Below are 20,938 nucleotides of genomic sequence, written 5' to 3' on the forward strand. Positions count from 1 at the left end.
CCCACCCCGCCTACGCCCCTCCGCCAACGAACCACCCACCGTTCTTCATGTTTCGGACCGACACAATCGGCCCGGCGCACCCTTCTACACCCCGACCCTTGAAGTAGTCAGGTGAACGGTCCAACTAAATGACAGTCCAGCCTCAGGCAGATTCTGCCGAAACACGTGTCGGCGGCACTCTAGGGGAGCGGATCCGCGCGTTCGCGGCCAGTCCGCTCTTCCGCGGTGACGCCGCAGTACTGCACGGCCCGAACCCCTACCGCCGGATGCTCCTGCCCGCCGCGCTGGCCGAGGCCGACTTCGGCCGGCCGCTGCGCGCCGACGAGTGGCCGGCGCACCGCTCCCTCGCCGCGCACCGGCTGCTCGGCACCTGGTACGAGGCCGAGACGGTGCTGCTCCCCGAGCAGGGCCTGGCCGGCCTGCACGACGACTTCGACCTCTTCTACGGCCGTGACCTGCGCGAACTCCGCGAGGGCGCGGTCTCGGAGCTGGAACGCTTCGCGTTCGCCTGCCTGGACGAGGCGGTGGACGTCAGCGGCTCCGCCACCCCCGAGGTGCTGGACGCCTACTTCCAGCACGTGGTGGCCGAGGCCGCGGGCGGGCCGTCGCCGGCGCTGGCCGCCGTCGCCGCCGCCCGGGACCGGGAGCGCGCCGCGGACCTGTACCTCGTCCAGCTCGCCCTCGACGGGCTCACCGAGGCGTCCGCGATGTCGCGCAACCTGGCCGGCGCCTACGGCCCCGAGCAGTCCGCCCTGTTCAAGATCTTCATCGATGAATTCGGGTACGGCGTCTACGACGCCAAGCACACCACGATCTTCGCCAAAATGCTGCGGAGCCGGTCGATGGCCACGCATGTGCACGCGTACTGGAATTTCTATCTGACCGGTCCGCTGGCGACGAACAACTACTATTACTACCTGTCCCGCGACCACGCCAAGTTCTTCCGCTACGCGGGCGCGGTCACCTACGCGGAAGCCGTGTTCGCGCCCGGGTTCGTGGAGATGGTGAAGGTCTTCCGCGACATATTCGGTGACGCCGTCGACCTGCATTACTGCGATGAGCACGCGCATATCGACGAGCACCACGGCCGCATCACGCGGGAGCAGGTCCTGCTGGCCCTGGCCGGGCGGCACGGGCCGCGCGTCGTCCCGGAGCTGATGCGCGGCGTCGCCGAGGCGCGGCTGATCGGCGGCTGGTTCGAGGAGGACACCGCGGCGCAGATCCGGTGGGCCGACGACCTCCCCCGGCACCGCGAGCTCGCGGACGCCGCCCAGGTCACCGGGACGCGACGGGTCGCCCTGGCGCCCGGGAGCCCGTTCGGGACGCGCTGCCACGACGACGACACCGTCCTGGAGATCGAACAGGGCGAGGCCGACCTGGTCACCACGCCGACCGGCACTCCCGAACGGCTCGAGCGCGGCGACCGCGTGCTGATCCCCGCCGGCCGGCTCTACGGCGTGCGGGCGGTCGCGGACGGGACCGCCTGCCTGCTGCACACCGCCGCTCCCGGCTGACTCCCTCCCCCGCACGACGGCGAGGCCGCCCGCCACCTCGCCATGCTCCCCTGCCCGCCGACCCGCGCAACGCCCGCAACGCCGCGGCGCCACCCGCCCCGCCGCCGGCCGACCGACACGAGGAGCCCATGGGCCGCGTCATCGTCATGGATCTGAGCCGACACAACACCCTGATGGTCGGCCACGACCGCTATTTCGTCCTCCGGTCGGAGGGACGGTCACTGCTCGTCCACGATCACTGCCCGCACCGGGGCGGGCCGCTCAGCCTGGCCCGCCGCACCCCGGACGAGCGCCGGCTGATCTGCCCCTGGCACGGCACGCGGGTCGGAGTCGCCGCCGTGCGCCGCACCTGCCTGCCGATGGTGCGCAGCGGTGACGAGGCCGTCGTCGTGCTCCCGGACGACGACGGCGCGCCGGTCTCGGTGATCCGCCGGGAGATCCTCGCGAACCTCCCCCCGGACGCCCCCGCCGGTGCGGATGCGCCGTGCGCCGTCCGGCCCGAGGGGGCGGCGGGGCGATGAACACCCATGCGAACCGAGGAGGCACCGCCGTGACCAGCACGCACGACCGCGACCCGGCCGATCCCGGCCCGGTGGTCCGCACCGGCCCGGACGGCACCGGCCTGGAGCTCGGCGCGTTCCTCGACTGGGGCCGCGACCTGCACCACCAGGGACGCTACGAGGACGCCGTCAAGGCGTTCGAGCTGATCCTCGGTGTGGACCGCGGCAACGAGGAGGCGCTGATCGGCCGGAACCGGGCCGTCCGCCGCGCCGTCCCCCGCTGGCACTGGGAGATGCTGCACGACGAGGAGCGCGCGGAGCTGTACGACCGGGCGATCCGGCAGGCGGTCGCGGCCGACCCGGACGCGCTGGTGCTGGACATCGGCGCCGGATCGGGGCTGCTGGCGATGATGGCGGCGCGCGCCGGAGCCCGGCGGGTCGTGGCGTGCGAGGGGCAGCCGTCCGTCGCCGAGACCACGGCGCGGGTGGTGCGCGCGGCCGGATACGACGACGCGGTCACCGTCGTCTCGAAGATGTCGACCCGGATGTCGGTGCCGGCGGACCTGCCGCGCCGCGCCGGCCTGCTCGTCACCGAGATCGTCGATTGCGGGCTGCTCGGCGAGGGCATCCTCGGCACGATCGCGCACGCCCGCGAGCACCTGCTCGCCCCGGACGCGACGATCATGCCGTCGCGGGGCCGGATCGTCGCGCAGCTGGTCGAGAGCGACGCGCTGCACCGCAAGAACCACGTGGGCAAGCTGTACGGCTTCGACCTCGCGCCCTTCAACCGGCTGTCGACGCTGGAGTACTTCGACTCGCGCCTGCACCGGCACGAGCACCGCGTCCTGTCCGAGCCGGTGACGGTGTTCGACTTCGACTTCCGCACCGCCGACGCCCGCCCGCAGCGCACCGAGCTGCGGATCCGCCCGACGGCGCCGGGCCGGCTGCACGCGGTCGTGTTCTGGTTCGAGATGGAGCTGCTGCCGGGGATCACCGTGGGCAACCCACCCGGGCGCGACTCGCACTGGAAGCAGGCGATCCAGTGCCTGCCCGCCGTCCAGCGCGTCCAGCCGGGCGAACCCGTGGTGCTGGACGCGATGCACGACGGCGAGTGCGTGCGGTTCAAGGTCGCCACCGGCGAGCCCGCCGGAGAGCCCCTCGACGACCCGGTCTTCGAGGTGGTGTCATGACCATCGCCGCCGTCCCCGCCACGCAGGACGCCCTCGCAGCGTACTGCGCGCAGCGCATCTTCCGGCCCGGACCGGACGTCTACATCGACGGCAACCCGTTCCGGCGCCCGGTCGGCCCGCCGGACGCCGCCCAGCACGACTTCTCCGTCCCCGCGACCGAGGCCGGGTTCCTCGGCCGCGGCCAGCTCATCGCCGGACGCGTGCTCTGCAACGCCTACGAGAGCGACATGATCCTGCTGCCCGCCGCCGGGCTGGCCACGGCCAAGGACGACTTCGACCTCTTCTACGGCGACGAGGTGCGCCGGCTGCGCGACCTCGTCCGCCCGGACCTGGAGCGGTACGCCTTCTCCTTCCTGGACGACGCCGTGCCCGTCCCGCCCGTCCGGACGCTCGACGAGCTGCAGGAGTACTTCCTCACCGAGGTCGGCGGTGCCGGCGCGCCCGCCGACGCGTCCGGGGTCAACCCGGCGGTGGACGCGTCCGCGCCGGTGGCCGGCACCATGCGGGCCATCACCGAGTGCCGCCGCCCCGAGGACGCGGCCGCGCTGCACCTGATCCAGCTCGCGCTGGACGCGCTGACGGAGGCGTCCGCGATGGCGCGCAACCTCGGCGGGTCCTACGGCGTCGAGCAGTCCGAGCTGTTCAAGATCTTCAACGACGAGTTCGGCTACGGCGTCTACGGCGCGAAGCACAGCACGATCTTCAAGGAGATGCTGGCCAGCGTCGGGCTGCGCACCGACGTGCACGCCTACTGGAACTTCTACCTGACCAGCTCCCTGGTCGGCGTCAACTACTTCAACTGGCTCACCGAGGACCACCGCGGCATGTTCCGCTACATGGCCGCGGTGACGTACCTGGAGTGGCTGTTCGCGCAGGGGTTCGCCGACACCGGCGCCATGCTCCGCGCCGTCTACGGCGACCGGGTGGACGCCAAGTACTGCGACGAGCACGCGCACATCGACGTCCACCACGGGCGGATGACCTACGAGAACCTGCTGCTCGGGCTGGCCCGCGCGCACGGCGAGCTGGTCATCCCCGAGCTGGTGCGCGGCATCGAGGACACCAAGCTCCTGCTGCGCCTCGGCGACGCCGACTTCCGCGCCCAGATCGCCTGGGCCGACACCCTCGACGAGCACACCGAGGCCGGCGCGTCGCTGGCGTCCGCCGCCCTGGACGACGCCGTGACGACCACCCTGCGCCCGGACGGCCCGTTCTGCACCGACGTGTACGAGACCGACCGCCTCGTCGAGGTCACGGCCGGCGACGTGGACGTGTACGCGTGGGCGACCGACCGCCCGCACCGGCTCGGGACGGGCGACGTCCTGCTGGTGCCGCGCAGCCGGCTGCACGGCCTGAAGGCCGCCTCCCCCGAGGCGCGCGTGACCGTACGGACCATCGAAAGGACGCTGCGCGATGACTGAGAGCCCCGCGACCCCCGCGAATCCGGTCGGTTCGTACAACGAGTGGGACCCGCTCGAAGAGGTGATCGTCGGCGTCATCGACGGCGCCGCCGTCCCGCCGTGGCACCCGGCGATCGAGGCGACCGTGCCGCCCGAGGCGTGGGACTTCTACCGGCGCAACGGCGGCGGCGGGTTCCCGCAGGAGCAGATCGAGGCGGCCCGCGAGGAGCTCGAAGGGTTCGTGTCGATCCTGGAGGGCGAGGGGGTGACGGTCCGGCGACCCGACCCGGTCGACCAGTCCCGGTCGTTCGGCACCGCCGACTGGTCGTCCACCGGCGGGTCGTCGCACACCTTCCCGCGCGACATCGCGCTGGTCGCGGGCGACCGGATCGTCGAGGCGACGATGGGGTGGCGGTCGTACTACTTCGCCACCCACCCGTTCCGGACGATCTTCAAGGACTACTTCCGGCGCGGCGCCGGCTGGGTCGCCGCGCCGAAGCCGCAGCTCACCGACGCGTCCTACAACCCCGGCTACGCGGCGGCGAAGCCGCAGACCCCGTCGGCCGACGACCCGTTCCCGGACGCGACGTCCGTCATCACCGAGTTCGAGCCGATCCTGGACGCGGGCGACTTCATGCGCTTCGGCCGCGACATCCTCGTCCAGCGCAGCCACGTCACCAACCGGTTCGGGATCGAGTGGACGCGGCGGCTGCTCGGCGACACGTTCCGGGTGCACGAGGTCGCGTTCATCGACGACCACCCGATGCACCTCAACGCCACGTTCGTGCCGCTGCGCCCCGGCCGGGTCATGATCAACCCGGAGCGGGTGCGGGAGCTGCCGGAGATGTTCGCCGGCTGGGACACGGTGGTCTGCCCCGAGCCCGCCATCCCCGCCGACCAGACCATGTACTTCTGCAGCCGCTGGATCGCGATGAACACGCTGATGCTCGACCCCGAGCGGATCTTCGTCGAGGCGCAGGAGACCGAGCTGCTGCGGCTGCTGGAGAAGGAGGGCTTCACGCCCATCCCCGTCCCGTTCCGCACGGTCAACACGTTCGGCGGCGGATTCCACTGCGCCACCCTCGACGTCCGCCGCCGCGGCGGGCTCGAAGACTACTTCGGCTCCTGACGCTCCGGATCGAGGTCCGCATGACGCACCACCCGCAGGCGGGCGACGACCGCCCGCTCCTCCTGCTCGTCGCGAGCAGCTACTGGGTCTACCGCAAGTACATCCTGGAGTCGGTGTCGGCCCGGTACCGGCTCTGGCTGCTGAACCCGACCCCCGCCACCTGGGAGGACCCCTACATCGTCGGCCACACCGCCGTCGACTGCCTCGACCTGGAGAAGCTGACGGCGGCGGCGCGCGACGTCGCCCGCGACCACGACGTCGCCGGGGTCTTCTGCTACGACGAGGTCTACATCGAGACGTCCGCGCACCTGTCGGCCGCGCTCGGGTTCCCCGTCCTCGACCCGGACGCGGTGGCGCGGTGCCGCGACAAGGCCGCGACGCGCACGGCGCTGGCGGACGCCGGGTTCCCGCAGCCCGCGTCCCGCGCCGTGTCGTCGCTCGCGGAGGCCCGCGCGTTCGCCGCCGACACCGGCTACCCGCTCATCGTCAAGCCCCGGAACCTCGGCGGCAGCCTCGGCCTCAGCAAGGTCGAGCGGCCGGAGGACCTGGACGCCGCGTTCGCCCTCACCGACGGGACGCGGATGGGCGGCATCCGCCAGTTCGACGACTACGTGATCGTGGAGGAGTTCCTCGACGGCCCGGAGATCTCCGTCGAGTGCGTCCTGTTCAAGGGGGAGTGCACGCCGCTGATCGTGGCGCGGAAGGTGCTCGGCGGCACCGGCGACCTGGCGTTCGAGGAGATCGGCCACGACGTCGACGCGGGCGATCCCCTGCTGTTCGACGCCGAGTTCCGGGACACGCTGACCCGCGTCCACGCGGCGGTCGGGTTCACCGACGGGGTCACGCACATCGAGTTCAAGCTCACCCCGGACGGCGCCAAGCACGTCATCGAGATCAACGTCCGGCTGGGCGGCGGGATGATCCCCTACCTCGGCATGCTGACGTCCGGCGTCGACGCCCCGCTCGCGGCGGCGGACGTGGCGGTCGGACGTCCTCCCGAGGTGGCGTTCCCGAAGCCGCGCAAGGCCGCGTCGATCCGGTTCGCCTATCCCCCGTACGACATGGAGATCGTCTCGGCGACCGCGCACCGCGAGCTGATGCGTCCGCCGATCACCGAGGTCGAGGTCGGGACGCAGCCCGGCGCGCGGGTGCGGCTGCCGCCGCACGGCCTGGCCCGCACCGGCTACGTCATCGCGATGGGGGAGACGCTGACCGAGACCCGGGCCGCCGTCCCGGACGCCGGGCGCTTCTTCACCTTCAAGGGCACCCCGCTGGAGCCCGCGCCATGACGGCCGGCGAGCACCCGACGATCCTCGCCACGCTGCGGGGGATGAGCGGGACCGTCCGGATCCTGGTCCTCGGCAACCTGGTCATCAACCTCGCCGCGTTCCTCAACGCGTTCCTCGTGCTGTTCCTCACCGACCGCGGTTTCAGCGCGTGGGAGAGCGGCGTGGTGCTGACCGCGCTGATGATCGGGCGGATCTCCGGATCGGCCGCCGGCGGCGCCGCCGCCGACCGGTTCGGCTACCGGCGCGCGATCATCGGCGCGATGGCGGCCACGGCGGTGCTGACCGCGGCGCTCGTGCACGTCCCGAACATGTGGGTCGGCGCGCTGGTCGCCGGGGGAGCGGGCCTGTCCGCGCAGGCGTACCGGCCGGCCGCGCTGGCCTGGGTCGTGGAGCTGACGCCGGACGACCGGCAGGTCATCGTCTTCTCGGTGCTGCGGCTGACGTTCAACGTCGGCACGACGGTCGGCCCGATCGGCGCCGCGCTGCTGCTGGCCTACTCCTCCTACGACGCGCTGTTCTACGTGGACGCGGCGACGTCGCTGGCCTTCGGCGTCATCGCCTACGTGGCCCTGCGCTCCAACCCGGAGCCGGAGGGGCGGACCGCGAAGCCGGCCGCCGGGGAGCGCGTCGGATACCGGCAGGTGTTCGCCGACCGGCGGTTCCTCCTCGTGGTCCTCGGCCTGTTCGTCACCGCGATCGCCTACATCCAGAGCTCGGCGGCGCTGCCGCTGTTCGTCACGGGCTCGGGCCACACCGAGAAGGTCTACGCGGCGCTGCTCAGCGTCAACGGGTTCATGGTCATCGCCTTCGAGGTGCTGCTGTCGAAATGGACGCAGCGGCTGCCGATCGGGCTGCCGATGGCGATCGGCATGGCCGTGCTCGGGATCGGCCACCTCGCCTACACCGGGCCGACCCCCGTCGCGATGCTCGTCCTCGCGACCGCCGTGTGGACGGCCGGGGAGATCATCGCGGCGCCGTCGATGATGGCCTACCCCGGGCTCGTCGCGCCGCCCGCGCTGCGGGCCCGCTACATCGCGGCGGCGACCGTCCCGCAGCACGTCGGGTACGCGATCGGCCCGATGATCGGCATCGCCGCCTGGCACGCGTGGGGCTCGGGCGTCTGGGTGCTGACCGGCGCGTGCGGGCTGGTCGCCGCCGTGCTCGTCCTCGCGGGGGCGGGCGTGTCGCGCCGCCGCCCGGACGCGGAGCCGGAAGCCGACCCGCCCGCGATGGCCGCGACCCAACCGACGGACCAACCCACATGAAGGTGATGGACCCCATGAACAGACCCGTCGTCGCCGTCGTCCGGCCGTTCAGCTCGTCGGCGCTGCTCGCGCCCGCGCTGCGCGAGGCCGGGTTCAGCCCCGTCGCCGTCATGGACTACGACGGGCCGGCGCTGGCCCCGATGCAGTCGGCCTACGACCCGTCCGCCTACGACGCGGTGATCAACCACCACGGCGACACCGAGGAGACGATCGAGCGGCTCGGCGCGCTGAAGCCGGTCGCGGTCTTCCACGGCGCCGAGGCCGCACTGGAGCTGGCGCAGCGGCTGACGGACGCGCTCGCGCCCGCGCTGTCCAACGACCCCGCGCTGATGGACGCCCGGCGCCACAAGTACGCCATGCACCAGGCCGTCGCCGCCGCGGGCCTGCCCGTCCCCCGGCAGATCTGCACCGCCGACCCGGCCGAGGTCGCCGCGTGGATCGACCGCGAGGGGCTGGACGGCGTGGACCTCGTCGTCAAGCCGCCCGCCAGCGCCGGCACGGTCGGGGTGAGCCGCGCGCCCGCCGGGCAGGGGTGGCGCGAGCTGTTCGATGCGATGCTCGGCACGCACGACAAGCTCGGCGTCCTGGCCGAGGAGGTGCTCGTCCAGGAGCAGCTGACCGGCACCGAGTACGCGATCGACACCATCAGCCACCAGGGCCGGCACTCGATCACCGACATGATCAAGTACCGGCGGGTGCCGTTCGGCGAGGGCATCGCGGTGTACGACAGCGTCGAGTGGCTCCCCTACGACCGGGACGCCTACGGCGAGCTGATCGACTACGGTCTCGCCTCGCTGGACGCGGTCGGCCTGCGCAACTGGGCCGCGCACACCGAGATCATGATGACGCCGGACGGGCCGCGGCTGCTGGAGGTCAACGCGCGGCTGTCCGGCGCGGGCAACCCGGCGGTGACGTTCATCGCGTCCGGCGAGAGCCAGGTGACCCGGACGATCGACCTGGTGCGGGGGCGCGGTCCGGACATGCCGCCCGGCTACACGCTGCGGCGCAACGTCATGGCGGTCTTCCTGATGTCGCACTCGACCGGCATCGTGCGGAACGCCGAGATCTACGACCAGGCCCGCGCCCTGCCCAGCTACCACTCGCCCGTGCACGTCGTCCGGACCGGCGACCACGTGGACGCCAGCACCGACATCTTCGCCAGCATGACGATGGGCTACATCATCCTCGCCCACGAGGACCCGGAGCAGATCCAGGCCGACCGCGAGGCCATCCGCAAGATCGAGAAGGATCTCGTCGTCGACACCTCCGAAGGGGCCTCGTGATGGTGACCCGCACCTATATGGACGCGTGCGCCGACGGCGGCCTCGGCGATGTCGTGGCCCGCGCCGACCTGGCGCCGGTGTTCCGCTCGGCGTGGGGGAAGTACCTGGGGTCCCGTCCCCTGTTCTCCTCCGCCGAGCGGACGCGGCAGGCCGCCGACGACCTGGCCGGGCTGTTCCGGTTGATGGCGTGCCTGCCGGACCGGCTGTTCGACGGCGACCGGCGCCGGTTCTGCGCCGCGATCGGCGCGGACGCCCGCCGCACCTCGCTCATGACGCGGTTCGACGGGGACCCCGTCCTGTACGGGCGGGCCGACCTCTACGACGACGGATCGCAGTTCCGCCTGCTGGAGTTCAACATCGGCAGCGAGCTGGGCGGCGTCGACATGAGCGAGCTCAACCGGGGCCTGCTCGCGGACAAGGAGTTCGCGGAGTTCGCGGACGCCGCCGGCCTGTCGACCGTCGACACCCCGGCCGCTATAGCGCGCCAGTTCGTCCAGGCCACCGGGAAGGAGGCGCCGGTCGTCGCGACGCTGGAGGCCATCGGCGGCATGGCGGCGTACGAGGGCCTGCACCTCTCCTTCCAGGAGACGATGAAGCGGTACGGCATCGAGCTGCTCCTGGGCGAGTTGGGCCAGGTGGAGGTCAAGAACGGGCGGCTCTGCCTGCAGGGCCGCGAGATCGACCTCGTCCTGCGGTACTTCTCCGCCCACCAGATCGCCCGGGACCCGCGCAACGACGAGCCCGCCGAAACCGTCATGCGCGCCTACGCGGACGGCCAGGTCGTCCTGTGGACTCCCCTGACGGCGTCGATGTTCTCCTACAAGAGCTGCCTGGCGATGGTCTCCGATCCGGAGGCGCGCGCCGAGTTCTCGGCGGACGAGAACGCCCTGCTCGACCGGATCCTGCCGTGGACGCGGACGCTCACCCCCGAGCTGGCCGACCAGGTCCGCGCGGAGCGCGAGCACCTCATCCTCAAGCCGTTCGCGGGCCTGTCGGGCAGCGGCATCCGCGTGGGCTGGGACGAGACCGACCGCGAATGGGCCGAAACGGTCGCCGACTGCCTGAAACAGGACTACATCGTCCAGCGCCGCGTCGTGCCGGCGACGGAGCCGATGCTGAACGCCGAGACCGGCGCGGTCGAGGACTGGCTGGGCGTCTGGGGCCTCTTCGTCTTCCCGGACGGCTACGGCGGCGCCTTCTGCCGGGCCGTCCCGTCCGGGGCCGCGTCCGTCGTCAACCTGGGCGCACCGGGCGCGCGCGTGACCTCCGCCTTCCACTACTGAGCGGCCGCCGCGCCCGCGCCACGGCCATGGGGTCAGGGGCAGACGACGCAGTAGAGCATCTGGTCGGCGGCGCGGGCACGGCGGGCGATGGACACGAGGTCGTCCATCGCCGGGCGGACCTCGTCCGCCTCGAACCAGGTCTCGCGCCCCAGCAGGAACTCCTCGCTGTTCGCCCAGACGAAGGCGACGTCGTCCAGGACGGCCTCGGTCGCGTCCGCGAGGGTGTCGCGGACGAGCACGTCGAGTTCGACGATGAACAGCTCGCCGTCCTCCCGGGTCAGCAGTTCCGGTCCGGGGATGTGGTCGACCGGAATGCGGCCGGCCATCGCCATCTCCTCATAGGACGGGCCGGCGAGCAGCGTCACCAGCTTCCCCAGTGCGACGACGGGGTCGATGCCCTTGAGATCGACGGCCTCGATGTCGGGACGCGACCGCGCCGCTTCGAGCAGGCCGGGCCCGGACAGGACGACGGACGTGGCCGTCTCCCGGTCGGGGGCCCGGAAGTAGTCGCACAGGATGCCCATCGTCGCCGCCCTCCGTGATGTGCCACCGGCCGCCCGGCACTGTGAGAGACCTTACGGCCTCTCGATGTACTACAGGCCGTAGTATGTCCCACAGGACGTAGTACTACAGCTTGTAGTAGATAGCCGAGAGGCACAGCGCCATGGATTCGGTCGACATCGCACGGTGGCAGTTCGGGATCACCACCGTGTACCACTTCTTCTTCGTCCCGCTGACGATCGGGCTGTCCGCGCTCGTCGCGGGCCTGGAGACGGCCTGGCTGCGGACGGGCAAGACGAAGTACCTCCGCGCCACGAAGTTCTGGGGCAAGCTCTTCCTGATCAACTTCGCGATGGGGATCGTCACCGGCATCGTGCAGGAGTTCCAGTTCGGTATGAACTGGAGTGACTACTCCCGGTTCGTCGGCGACATCTTCGGTGCGCCGCTCGCCATCGAGGGGCTGCTCGCCTTCTTCGTCGAGTCGACCTTCCTCGGCCTGTGGATCTTCGGCTGGGACCGGCTGAACGGCAAGCTGCACAACGCCTGCATCTGGATCGTCCACATCGGGACGCTGCTGTCGGCGTACTTCATCCTCGCCGCCAACTCGTGGATGCAGCACCCCGTCGGCTACCGCATCGACCACGAGTCCGGGCGGGCCGTCCTCACCGACTTCTGGGCCGTCCTCACCAACTCGACGCAGCTCGTCGCGTTCCCGCACACGATCACCGCGGCGTTCGTCACCGGCGGGCTGTTCATGGCCGGCGTCAGCGCCTGGCACCTCGCCCGCCGCAAGAACATCGAGGTCTTCCGGCCGTCGCTGAAGCTCGCCCTCGCCGTCACCGCGGTCGCGTCCATCGGCGTCGCCATCAGCGGCGACATCCAGGGCAAGGTCATGACCGAGCAGCAGCCGATGAAGATGGCCGCCGCCGAGGCCCTCTACGAGACCGAGCAGCCCGCGTCCTTCTCGATCTTCACCGTCGGGACGCTGAACGGCGACGAGGAGGTCTTCGGGATCAAGGTGCCGCGCGTCCTGTCGTTCCTCGCCACCGGAACCTTCGACGGCGAGGTCAAGGGCATCAACGACGTCCAGGCCGCCGAGGAGGCCCGCTACGGGCCCGGCGACTACCGGCCGAACATCCCGATCGCCTACTGGAACTTCCGCATCATGGTCGGGGTCGGGATGCTCACCGCGCTCGTCTCGCTCGCCGGGCTGTGGCTGCTGCGGCGCGGGCGCCTGCCGTCCAACCCCTGGGTGTACCGGATCGGAGTGCTGTCGCTGGCGCTCCCCTTCATCGGCAACTCCGCCGGCTGGATCTTCACCGAGATGGGACGGCAGCCCTGGTCGGTGTTCGGGGTGCTGAAGACGTCCGCGAGCGTCTCGCCCGGCGTGTCCCCGACGTCGATGCTCATCTCCGTCGTCTCGCTGACCGCGCTGTACGGCTTCCTCATGGTCATCGAGGCGGGGCTGATGCTCAAGTACGCCAAGGCCGGGCCGCCGTCCGAGGACGAGGTGCTGCCCCCGCCGCCGTCCGACGACTCCGATGACCCCGACTCCGAGCGCTCGCTCGCGTTCGCCTACTGAGGAGCCGAGCCATGGAACTCACCACTGTCTGGTTCATCATCATCGCCTTCCTGTGGACGAGCTACTTCTTCCTGGAGGGGTTCGACTTCGGCGTCGGCATGCTGCTGCCCGTGCTCGGCCGCGGCGACGTCGAGCGCCGGGTCCTGATCAACACCATCGGGCCCGTCTGGGACGGCAACGAGGTCTGGTTCATCGTCGCCGGCGCCGCCACGTTCGCCGCGTTCCCCGAGTGGTACGCCACCCTGTTCAGCGGCTTCTACCTGCCGCTGCTGCTGATCCTGCTCGCGCTGATCATCCGCGGCGTCGCGTTCGAGTTCCGCGGCAAGCGGGACGAGCCGCGGTGGCGGGCCCGCTGGGACAAGGCGATCTTCTGGGGCAGCCTGGTGCCCGCGTTCCTGTGGGGCGTCGCGTTCGCGAACATCGTCCGCGGCGTGCCGCTGGACCCCTCGCACGAGTACGTCGGGACGTTCTTCGACCTGCTCAACCCGTACGCGCTGCTCGGCGGGCTCACCACGACGATCCTGTTCGTCCTGCACGGGGCGGTGTTCGTCGCGCTGAAGACGTCCGGCACGATCCGGTACCAGGCGCGGCGCGTCGCGGAGGTCGCGGTGATCGCCGCCATCGCCGCCGGCGGCGCGTTCCTGCTGATCACGCAGCTGCAGCACGGCAAGCCGGTGACCTGGCTGACCGCGCTCGGCGCCGCCGCCGGGCTGCTGCTCGCCGCCGCCGCCAACCGGGCCGGACGCGAGGGCTGGGCGTTCATCGGCACCGGCGCCGCGATCGTGCTCGCCGTCGCGACCCTGTTCACCGCGCTGTTCCCGGACGTCATGCCGTCCACGCTCGGCTCCGGCGGCCTGACCACGGTGAACGCCGCCTCCACGGCCTACACACTGAAGATCATGACGTGGGTCGCGGCGGTGTTCACCCCGATCGTGATGATCTACCAGGGGTGGACGTACTGGGTGTTCCGGAAGCGGATCAGCACGGCCCACATCCCGGCCGCGAAGAAGCCCGAGCCGGTGCCGTGAAACCCCTCGACCCGCGGCTGCTGACCTACGCCCGGACGACACGGGTCTTCCTGCTGTCGTCCGTGGCGCTCGGCACCGCCACCGCCGGGCTGATCATCGCGCAGGCCACGCTGCTCGCCGACATGCTCGCGCGGGCGTTCCTCGGCGGCGCCTCGCTCGCCGACCTGCGCACGCCGCTGCTGCTCCTGCTGGCCGTCGTCCTGGCACGCACGCTGGTCGCCTGGCTGCAGGAGGTCGCGGCGCACCGCTCGTCGGCCGCGGTGAAGTCCCAGCTGCGCGGGCGGCTCCTCGCCCGCGCGCTGGGGCTCGGCCCGCGCTGGCTGTCCGGCGAGCGCAGCGGCGAGCTCGCCACCCTCGCCACCCGCGGGATCGACGCGCTCGACGACTACTTCTCCCGCTACCTGCCGCAACTCGTCCTCGCGGTGATCGTCCCGGCGGCCGTCGGGTTCCGGATCCTGCTCGGCGACTGGCTGTCGGCCGTGACGATCGCGGCGACGGTGCCGCTCATCCCGATCTTCGCGATCCTCGTCGGGCTCACCACGCAGCGGAAGATGGACCGGCAGTGGCGGACCCTGTCCGTCCTCGCCGCCCACTTCCTGGACGTCGTGGCCGGGCTGCCCACGCTGAAGATCTTCGGCCGGGCGCGGGCGCAGGCGGACAAGATCCGCGAGGTCACCGACCGGCACCGGCGCGCGACCATGTCGACGCTGCGGATCGCGTTCCTGTCGGCGCTCGTGCTGGAACTGCTGTCGAGCCTGTCGGTCGCGCTGGTCGCCGTGTCGATCGGGCTGCGGCTGGTCGAGGGCGGGCTGGGACTGGAGACGGCGCTGCTCGTCCTGATCCTGGCGCCGGAGGCGTACCTGCCGCTGCGGCAGGTCGGCGCGCAGTACCACGCGAGCGTCGAGGGCCTCACCGCCGCGTCGCGGATCTTCGAGGTCCTCGAAACGCCGCTGCCCGCCACCGGGACCCGCACCGACCTCCCCGACCTCGCCCGCGCGACCCTGCGCCTGGACGGGGTGACGGTCGCCTACGACCGGGGGCCGGCGCTCTCCGGCTTCTCACTGACCGTCCATCCCGGGGAGACGGTCGCCCTGGTGGGGCCGAGCGGCGCGGGGAAGTCGACCGTGCTGTCGGTGCTGCTCGGGTTCGTCCAGCCGGACTCGGGGCGCGTCCTGGTCGACTGGGACGACCTCGCCGACTTCTCGCCGGACGCCTGGCGCGCCCGGATCGCCTGGGTACCGCAGCGTCCGCACCTCTTCGCCGGGACGGTCGCCGAGAACATCCTGCTGGGCCGCCCCTCCGCGTCGCCGGAGTCGGTGCGGGCGGCCGCCGAGGCCGCGAACGCGCTGGACTTCATCGAGGCGCTGCCCGCCGGGTTCGACACCCCGCTCGGCGACCGGGGCGCCGGCCTGTCGGCCGGCCAGCGGCAGCGCCTCGCCCTGGCCCGCGCCTTCCTCCGCGACGCGCCGCTCCTCCTGCTGGACGAGCCGACCTCGAACCTGGACGTCGAGAGCGAAGCCGCCGTCATCGACGCCGTCGAACGCCTGAAGACCGGCCGCACCGTCCTCCTGGTCGCCCACCGTCCGGCCCTGATGACCCTCGCCGACCGAGTGATCACGGTCAACCCCGCGGAGGTACCCGCATGACCGCCAATGCTCCCCGCGGGGGTGCCGGTATGACCAGCCGTGATTTCCTTGGAAGTGTCGGCGGGACCGCCAATGATTCACGTGAAACCTCTCCTGCCACAGAAGCGCGGCGGGGCCTCAATCGTGGTGGGGGCGGGGGCGTGATTCTGCGGCTCATCAGGTTCGCGCGGCCGGCCCGGGGGCGGCTGGTTCTCGCCGTGCTGTTCGGGGTGCTGGCCCTCGGCAGCGGGGTCGGGCTCATGGCGACCTCCGCGTGGCTCATCTCCCGGGCGGCGGAGCATCCGCCCGTCCTGATGCTGATGGTCGCGATCGTGGCCGTCCGCGCGTTCGGGCTCGGACGGGGGGTGTTCCGCTACGTCGAGCGCCTCGTCGGGCATGACGCGACCTTCCGCATCCTGGCCGACCTGCGGGCGCGTGTGTACGAGCGGCTGGAGCGGCTCGCGCCCGGGGGGCTGCCCGCATTCCGCGGCGGCGACCTGCTCAACCGGCTCGTCGCGGACGTCGACGCCGTCCAGGACCTCTTCCTCCGCGTCCTGCTGCCCTGCACGGTCGCCGCCATCGTCGGCGGTGCATCGGTGGGCGTCGCGTGGGCGCTGCTTCCGTCGGCGGGCGCCGTCCTGCTGGTCGCCCTGCTGGTCGCCGGCGTCGTCGCGCCCTGGCTGTCGTCCGCCATGGCGCGCCGGGCCGAGCGCCGGACGACCGACCTGCGCGGCGAACTGACCTCCCACGTCGTCGACACCCTCCAGGGCGCACCGGAACTCATCGCCTACGGCGCCGCCCCCGCCCACCTCGCCGAGGCCGCCCGCCTGGACCGCGAGTTCACCCGCGCCACCGCCCGCTCCGCCGCCACCGCCGGACTCGGCGCGGCCATCTCCGCCCTCGCCGGCGGCCTCGCGGTGTGGGGCAGCCTCGCCGTCGGGGTCCCCGCCGTCCGCTCCGGCGCGCTCGACGGGGTGCTGCTCGCGGTGATCGTCCTGCTTCCGCTGGCCGCGTTCGAGGTCGTCGCCGGGCTGCCCCTGGCCGCCCAGTACCTGCAGCGTGTGCGGCGGTCGGCTGCGCGGATCTTCGCCGTCCTGGACGCGCCGCCGCCCGTCCAGGACCCGGCCGCCCCGGCTCCGCCGCCCGCGTCCCCGTACACGCTCAAGGTCGAGAACCTCCGCGCCCGGTGGACGCCGACCGCCCCCTACGCGCTCGACGGCGTCTCCCTGGAACTGACGCCGGGCCGCCGCTGCGCGATCGTCGGGCCGTCCGGTTCGGGCAAGACGACCCTGACGTCCGTCCTCCTGCGGTTCCTGGAGCCGGTCTCGGGTGCGGCGTCCCTGAACGGGGTCGGGCTGCGATCCCTGGCGGCGGACGACGTCCGCGAGGTCATCGGCCTGTGCGCGCAGGACGCGCACCTGTTCGACTCGACGATCGGGGCGAACATCCGCCTGGCCCGCCCGTCCGCGACCGACGACGAGATCCGGGACGCGCTGCGCCGCGCCCGCATCCTCGACTGGGTCGACTCCCTGCCGAAGGGGCTCGACACGCACGTCGGCGAGCACGGCGCGCAGGTCTCCGGCGGCCAGCGCCAGCGCATCGCCCTGGCCCGCGCCCTCCTCGCGGACTTCCCGATCCTGCTGCTGGACGAGCCCGCCGAGCACCTCGACATCGCGACCGCCGACGAGCTCACCGCCGACCTCCTGGCCGCCACCGAGGGCCGGACGACCCTCCTGGTCACCCACCGCCTCGCCGGCCTGGACGCCGTCGACGAGATCATCGTCCTGGACGAGGGCCGCGTCGCCGACCGGGGAACCCACGCCGACTTGGTCTCCCGTCCCGGCCTGTACCGCTCCCTCTGGGAACGGGAACGCACCCCGGCCAAGGTTCAGTAATCGGCCTAAAAGCAGTCAGGCAGCACAAGGCGCCACTCACCGCCAGAAAGCCCTACCCCTGCCGCCGATCACCAGGACCGGCGCCATACCGGTGATCGTCCGAGCCGGCGCCGTACTGGCGGCCACCAGGGCGGGCGCCGTACTGGCGCTCACCGGAACCGGGACGCGAGCGATGGAACCACGAAAGATCCCTGGCCTCGCGAAGGACATCTCCTTATGCTCCGGAGTCCGGTGATGAATCCTGAAGGGCCGTCTCATGCCCCAGCTCCCCGCCGCGTCCTCCGCCATCGACCGCAGACGATTTCTCGGCGTGACCGCGGGAACGGCGGCGGCGTCCACCCTCCTGAGCTCCACCACGGCGCGTGCTGACACACATCACCCACCACCCTCCCGATTCAGGCGCCGCAGGGTCAGGTTCGGCGTGAACTACGTCCCGAGCAAGAACTGGTGGTTCTCCTGGTCGGACTGGGACCGCAGGTCGATCGCCGCCGACCTCGACGACATCGCGTCCCTCGGCATGGACCACATCCGCATCATGCTGATCTGGTCGGAGCTGCAACCGAACGCCACCTACGTGCGCGGCGAACTCCTCGACCGCCTGGAGGAACTCCTCGACCTCGCCGACCGGCGTACCTGGACGTAGAGGTGACCGTCTTCAACGGCGCGGTCAGCGGCGTCCTGTTCGTCCCGCCGTACCTCATCGGCAACGGCAACGGCCAAGTACGCAACGTGCTCACCGACCCTGTCGCGATCGAGCGAGAACAGTGGCTTCTCGGTCAGATCGCCGCCCGCATCGGGCGGCATCGCAGGTTCATGGGCTTCGACCTGTCCAACGAGATCCACTGGTTCGCGATCCCGCTGGGCATGAAGGCCGCCCAGGCCGAGGGCGACGCCTGGCACACCGCCCTGTTCGACACCTGCGAGAAGGTCGCACCGGGCAAGATCCACGTATCCGGAATCGACCACTGGCCCTGGCAGAACGACGCTTACTGGACGCGGCACGGGCTGGCCACCTCCGGAACGATGACCGCCAACCACACCTGGGCGGGATGGACGCAGGTCATCCAGCACTACGGCGCCCTTTCAACATCGTCCACGCACTACTCCGAGTTCTTCATCGAACTCATCAAGGCGTTCCACACCGACCTGAAGCGCAAAGTGTGGATCGAGGAAACCGGCGTCTCGACCGTCTGGATGGACGCCGCCGACATCCCGTCCTGGACCGAACGCTCGATCCGCGCGATGACCTCATGCAGCGACCTCTTCGGCATCACCTGGTGGGACTCCCACGACCTGAACCCGAAGCTCAGCGGATACGTCGACCTCGAATACGACCTCGGCCTCTTCACCAACGACCGGAAGCTCAAGCCGATCGGCAGGACCATCCGTGAACTGATCGCCGAGTTCGACAGGCACCCGCCGGAACCACCCGGCCGCGCCACAGCCCTCGTACTACCGGACGACATGATCCCGGTGAAGGACTTCGGCGACCTCTTCGACCCGTTCATGAAGCTCATCGACGAGGGAACCCGCCCCGCCATCGTCCTCAAGAGCCGCACCACAGACCCCGCCTACCTGGCCGCCCGCGGCATCGAAACCCTGCTCCCCCTCGGCTGACCGCCCGCAGTCGCCTCAAGGAGGCCGCCGATGACATCGCACACCCGCCGCACGTTCCTCATAGCCGGCGGAACCGGCGTGGCCGCCGCCGCGTTGGGCGGCCTCCGCCCAGCGGCCGCAGCGACCTGGGAAACGGTGATCGACGGCTCATTCACGAACTACGCCACGCTCGAATCAGCGTGGAACTACCGCTACCCATGGGGCTCGGACCACAACGGCAGCGCCCGCATGTACGGAAGCCCGTCCGACCACAACCACGTGTGCCTCGAAACTCCCGGCGTCCTGGCCCTCAAGGCGACCCGCATCACCTGGGACGAAGGCACCAGCTCAGCAGATCCGCACCTACCGATCCGCTACCACTCGGGTGCCGTCCACGCCAAACAACAACTCCTGGTCAACGACCAGTTCCCCAACTGGGAGGTGAAAGGCGAGTTCCAGGCCCCTTCCACCCGAGGAACCTGGCCGGCCTTCTGGCTGACCGGCGCCGACACCTGGCCACCGGAAAGCGACATCCTCGAATACAAAGGCGACGCACGCAACTGGTTCAACACCTACCGGAACGCATCCGGCGGATGGTCCAACACCATCGTCAACGTCTCTTCCCCCAGTTCCTGGCACGGCTACCGCGCCTGGATCACCAAGGTGAACAGCACCGACGTCGACATCCACTACTACCTGGACGGCACCTGGGTAGGCCGCCACCGAGGAGCCGGCTTCGCAGGCCACCCGATGTGGCTGATAATCAACCTGCAAATGGAAGGCTCCTCAGGCACCCCCGGCCCCACAACCGACACCTACTACCGAGCCCGAAACCTCTACGTAGGCCGCACTCGATCCTGACCACCCGAGGCCCGGGCCAACCCCGGACCCACACGCTCAAAATCCACCCCAAAAGACATACCCAGCCAGCGAATCAACAGCACGCGGCGCCGACCCAGAATGGCCATCCGCTGTCGGCACGAGCTTCCATTCGCCGTCCCACTGCACAGTCGTATCCCTGGCCACGCGCCCACCGCGCACCGGATCCAGCGAAACCGTCCCGACCACCGCAGTCCGCGACGTGTAGGAGACGATCCGAAAGCCCCTTAGTTGTGCAGCCTCCTTAGCCGGCACAACCTTGCTGGAGGCCCGCACCCGCGCGTAGGCCGCCTTACCCTCACCCGCGACAACTTGCTGCTCGAGGATCGTCTGCCACTTCTCCGACCTGTCGAGCCGCACACTGATCTGCACCGCGGCCAACAGGGCCCCACGCGGCGTGTGCGCATAGCAGTGCGCTATGTCGCCCTCGACGAACAGCGGCCCGACCGACGGCGAAAATGGCAGCGCAACACCCTTGAAGCGCTTCCAGTACATCTGCCTCGGAGCCGTATGAGGGATGCTCGGGGTGTCCCCGGCAGCGCACTGGCGCCCTCGGGGCGCCCCCGTAGCCGATAACACCGGCTTCGCCGTGGCCCCCGCACTCGCCTCGCGGTTTTCTTCCAGACACCCGCCAGCAGCAAGAGCAAGAAGACCGACGACCACCGGAAGGCAGACCTTATTGAACACTGCGGTTCTCATTTCAAGCGCCGGACACACGAGCAGTCCGACATGCTAACCCTCTAGATCACCAACCGACAGAACGCCCCCGCCCGCGCCGCACGGGTTCCGGTGAACTCACGTAGCAGACGGCGCGGGACACGACACACCACGCATCCATCATTGGCCGGGGTCATCACGGCGGCGACGCGCTTCGTCCGTCCAGGACAAGTCCGCTCCGCTGTTCCCCTGCGAACCCCTGTCCCACGCACGCATGTCGCGGCGATTCTCGCGCATCTCCCCTGCCAGCGCCGCACCGCCC

18 protein-coding genes are annotated in these 20,938 nt (G+C 71.0%); 16 read left to right on the forward strand and 2 right to left on the reverse strand.

The features are described 5' to 3' along the window. The first annotated feature begins 128 nt into the window (after positions 1–128). From E1284_RS20270 to E1284_RS20310, 9 genes are all read left to right on the forward strand, one after another. Positions 129–1,514 (forward strand): iron-containing redox enzyme family protein, encoded by a 1,386-nt coding sequence (locus E1284_RS20270; RefSeq protein ID WP_131941181.1) that lies wholly within the window; start codon positions 129–131, stop codon positions 1,512–1,514. Between the two features lie 128 nt (positions 1,515–1,642). Further along, a complete protein-coding gene (locus E1284_RS20275) occupies positions 1,643–2,035 on the forward strand; it encodes a Rieske 2Fe-2S domain-containing protein (RefSeq protein WP_131941183.1) in 393 nt (130 codons plus the stop codon). Between the two features lie 29 nt (positions 2,036–2,064). Beyond that, positions 2,065–3,204, forward strand: a complete 1,140-nt coding sequence (locus E1284_RS20280; RefSeq protein WP_131941185.1) for a 50S ribosomal protein L11 methyltransferase — start codon at positions 2,065–2,067, stop codon at positions 3,202–3,204. Next, positions 3,201–4,625, forward strand: coding sequence for an iron-containing redox enzyme family protein (locus E1284_RS20285; RefSeq protein ID WP_131941187.1), 1,425 nt, complete (start codon positions 3,201–3,203; stop codon positions 4,623–4,625). Before E1284_RS20280 ends, E1284_RS20285 begins: the two co-directional genes overlap by 4 nt. Continuing rightward, positions 4,618–5,733: an amidinotransferase gene (locus tag E1284_RS20290; RefSeq protein WP_131941189.1), complete on the forward strand. Its 1,116-nt coding sequence runs from the start codon at positions 4,618–4,620 to the stop codon at positions 5,731–5,733. Before E1284_RS20285 ends, E1284_RS20290 begins: the two co-directional genes overlap by 8 nt. A gap of 20 nt (positions 5,734–5,753) precedes the next feature. Next, a complete protein-coding gene (locus E1284_RS20295; protein ID WP_131941191.1) occupies positions 5,754–7,022 on the forward strand; it encodes an ATP-grasp domain-containing protein in 1,269 nt (422 codons plus the stop codon). Beyond that, the gene (locus E1284_RS20300) at positions 7,019–8,287 is read left to right on the forward strand and encodes an MFS transporter (RefSeq protein ID WP_131941193.1); all 1,269 of its coding nucleotides are present in this window, start codon (positions 7,019–7,021) and stop codon (positions 8,285–8,287) included. Before E1284_RS20295 ends, E1284_RS20300 begins: the two co-directional genes overlap by 4 nt. Positions 8,288–8,301: 14 nt before the next feature. After that, the gene (locus E1284_RS20305; protein WP_165965348.1) at positions 8,302–9,570 is read left to right on the forward strand and encodes an ATP-grasp domain-containing protein; all 1,269 of its coding nucleotides are present in this window, start codon (positions 8,302–8,304) and stop codon (positions 9,568–9,570) included. Next, on the forward strand, positions 9,570–10,853 hold the full coding sequence (locus E1284_RS20310; RefSeq protein WP_131941197.1) for a hypothetical protein: 1,284 nt from the start codon (positions 9,570–9,572) through the stop codon (positions 10,851–10,853). The genes E1284_RS20305 and E1284_RS20310 overlap by 1 nt, the downstream gene beginning before the upstream one ends. 32 nt (positions 10,854–10,885) lie before the next feature. Here the strand turns inward: E1284_RS20310 and E1284_RS20315 are convergent, their stop codons facing one another. Further along, positions 10,886–11,377, reverse strand: coding sequence for a hypothetical protein (locus tag E1284_RS20315; protein ID WP_131941199.1), 492 nt, complete (start codon positions 11,375–11,377; stop codon positions 10,886–10,888). 140 nt (positions 11,378–11,517) lie between these two features. Here E1284_RS20315 and E1284_RS20320 point away from each other — a divergent pair, with 140 nt between their 5' ends. The 7 genes from E1284_RS20320 to E1284_RS20350 all read left to right on the forward strand — a co-directional run bounded on the left by E1284_RS20320 (position 11,518) and on the right by E1284_RS20350 (position 19,941). Beyond that, positions 11,518–12,936 carry a cytochrome ubiquinol oxidase subunit I gene (locus E1284_RS20320; RefSeq protein ID WP_131941201.1) on the forward strand — a complete coding sequence of 473 codons (1,419 nt, stop codon included), beginning with the start codon at positions 11,518–11,520 and terminating at the stop codon, positions 12,934–12,936. A gap of 11 nt (positions 12,937–12,947) precedes the next feature. Next, the gene (cydB, locus tag E1284_RS20325; RefSeq protein ID WP_131941203.1) at positions 12,948–13,964 is read left to right on the forward strand and encodes a cytochrome d ubiquinol oxidase subunit II; all 1,017 of its coding nucleotides are present in this window, start codon (positions 12,948–12,950) and stop codon (positions 13,962–13,964) included. Continuing rightward, a complete protein-coding gene (gene cydD / locus E1284_RS20330) occupies positions 13,961–15,610 on the forward strand; it encodes a thiol reductant ABC exporter subunit CydD (protein ID WP_131941205.1) in 1,650 nt (549 codons plus the stop codon). Before cydB ends, cydD begins: the two co-directional genes overlap by 4 nt. A gap of 140 nt (positions 15,611–15,750) precedes the next feature. Continuing rightward, complete coding sequence (cydC, locus tag E1284_RS20335) at positions 15,751–17,484, forward strand: thiol reductant ABC exporter subunit CydC (RefSeq protein WP_243714617.1); 1,734 nt, start codon at positions 15,751–15,753, stop codon at positions 17,482–17,484. A 421-nt stretch (positions 17,485–17,905) separates the two neighbouring features. Beyond that, complete coding sequence (locus E1284_RS20340; protein WP_131941209.1) at positions 17,906–18,127, forward strand: hypothetical protein; 222 nt, start codon at positions 17,906–17,908, stop codon at positions 18,125–18,127. A 2-nt stretch (positions 18,128–18,129) separates the two neighbouring features. Continuing rightward, entirely contained in the window at positions 18,130–19,101 is a 972-nt protein-coding gene (locus tag E1284_RS20345) for a glycoside hydrolase 5 family protein (protein WP_131941211.1), read from the forward strand. Between the two features lie 30 nt (positions 19,102–19,131). Continuing rightward, complete coding sequence (locus tag E1284_RS20350; protein ID WP_131941213.1) at positions 19,132–19,941, forward strand: glycoside hydrolase family 16 protein; 810 nt, start codon at positions 19,132–19,134, stop codon at positions 19,939–19,941. 36 nt (positions 19,942–19,977) lie between these two features. Here E1284_RS20350 and E1284_RS20355 read toward each other — a convergent pair whose 3' ends face one another. Continuing rightward, positions 19,978–20,658: a DUF8175 domain-containg protein gene (locus E1284_RS20355; protein ID WP_481726189.1), complete on the reverse strand. Its 681-nt coding sequence runs from the start codon at positions 20,656–20,658 to the stop codon at positions 19,978–19,980. Positions 20,659–20,938 lie beyond the last annotated feature (280 nt).

It is taken from the genome of Actinomadura bangladeshensis (genome assembly GCF_004348335.1).
GTDB classification, from domain to species: domain Bacteria; phylum Actinomycetota; class Actinomycetes; order Streptosporangiales; family Streptosporangiaceae; genus Spirillospora; species Spirillospora bangladeshensis.

Excerpts from the sequence above, each read along its gene's own strand:
- E1284_RS20270 (WP_131941181.1), top strand. The coding sequence starts at position 129 with ATGACAGTCCAGCCTCAGGCAGATTCTGCCGAAACACGTGTCGGCGGC.
- E1284_RS20275 (WP_131941183.1), top strand. The coding sequence starts at position 1,643 with ATGGGCCGCGTCATCGTCATGGATCTGAGCCGACACAACACCCTGATG.
- E1284_RS20285 (WP_131941187.1), top strand. The coding sequence starts at position 3,201 with ATGACCATCGCCGCCGTCCCCGCCACGCAGGACGCCCTCGCAGCGTAC.
- E1284_RS20290 (WP_131941189.1), top strand. The coding sequence starts at position 4,618 with ATGACTGAGAGCCCCGCGACCCCCGCGAATCCGGTCGGTTCGTACAAC.
- E1284_RS20295 (WP_131941191.1), top strand. The coding sequence starts at position 5,754 with ATGACGCACCACCCGCAGGCGGGCGACGACCGCCCGCTCCTCCTGCTC.
- E1284_RS20300 (WP_131941193.1), top strand. The coding sequence starts at position 7,019 with ATGACGGCCGGCGAGCACCCGACGATCCTCGCCACGCTGCGGGGGATG.
- E1284_RS20305 (WP_165965348.1), top strand. The coding sequence starts at position 8,302 with ATGAACAGACCCGTCGTCGCCGTCGTCCGGCCGTTCAGCTCGTCGGCG.
- E1284_RS20310 (WP_131941197.1), top strand. The coding sequence starts at position 9,570 with ATGGTGACCCGCACCTATATGGACGCGTGCGCCGACGGCGGCCTCGGC.
- E1284_RS20315 (WP_131941199.1), bottom strand. The coding sequence starts at position 11,377 with ATGGGCATCCTGTGCGACTACTTCCGGGCCCCCGACCGGGAGACGGCC.
- E1284_RS20320 (WP_131941201.1), top strand. The coding sequence starts at position 11,518 with ATGGATTCGGTCGACATCGCACGGTGGCAGTTCGGGATCACCACCGTG.
- cydB (WP_131941203.1), top strand. The coding sequence starts at position 12,948 with ATGGAACTCACCACTGTCTGGTTCATCATCATCGCCTTCCTGTGGACG.
- E1284_RS20350 (WP_131941213.1), top strand. The coding sequence starts at position 19,132 with ATGACATCGCACACCCGCCGCACGTTCCTCATAGCCGGCGGAACCGGC.
- E1284_RS20355 (WP_481726189.1), bottom strand. The coding sequence starts at position 20,658 with ATGAGAACCGCAGTGTTCAATAAGGTCTGCCTTCCGGTGGTCGTCGGT.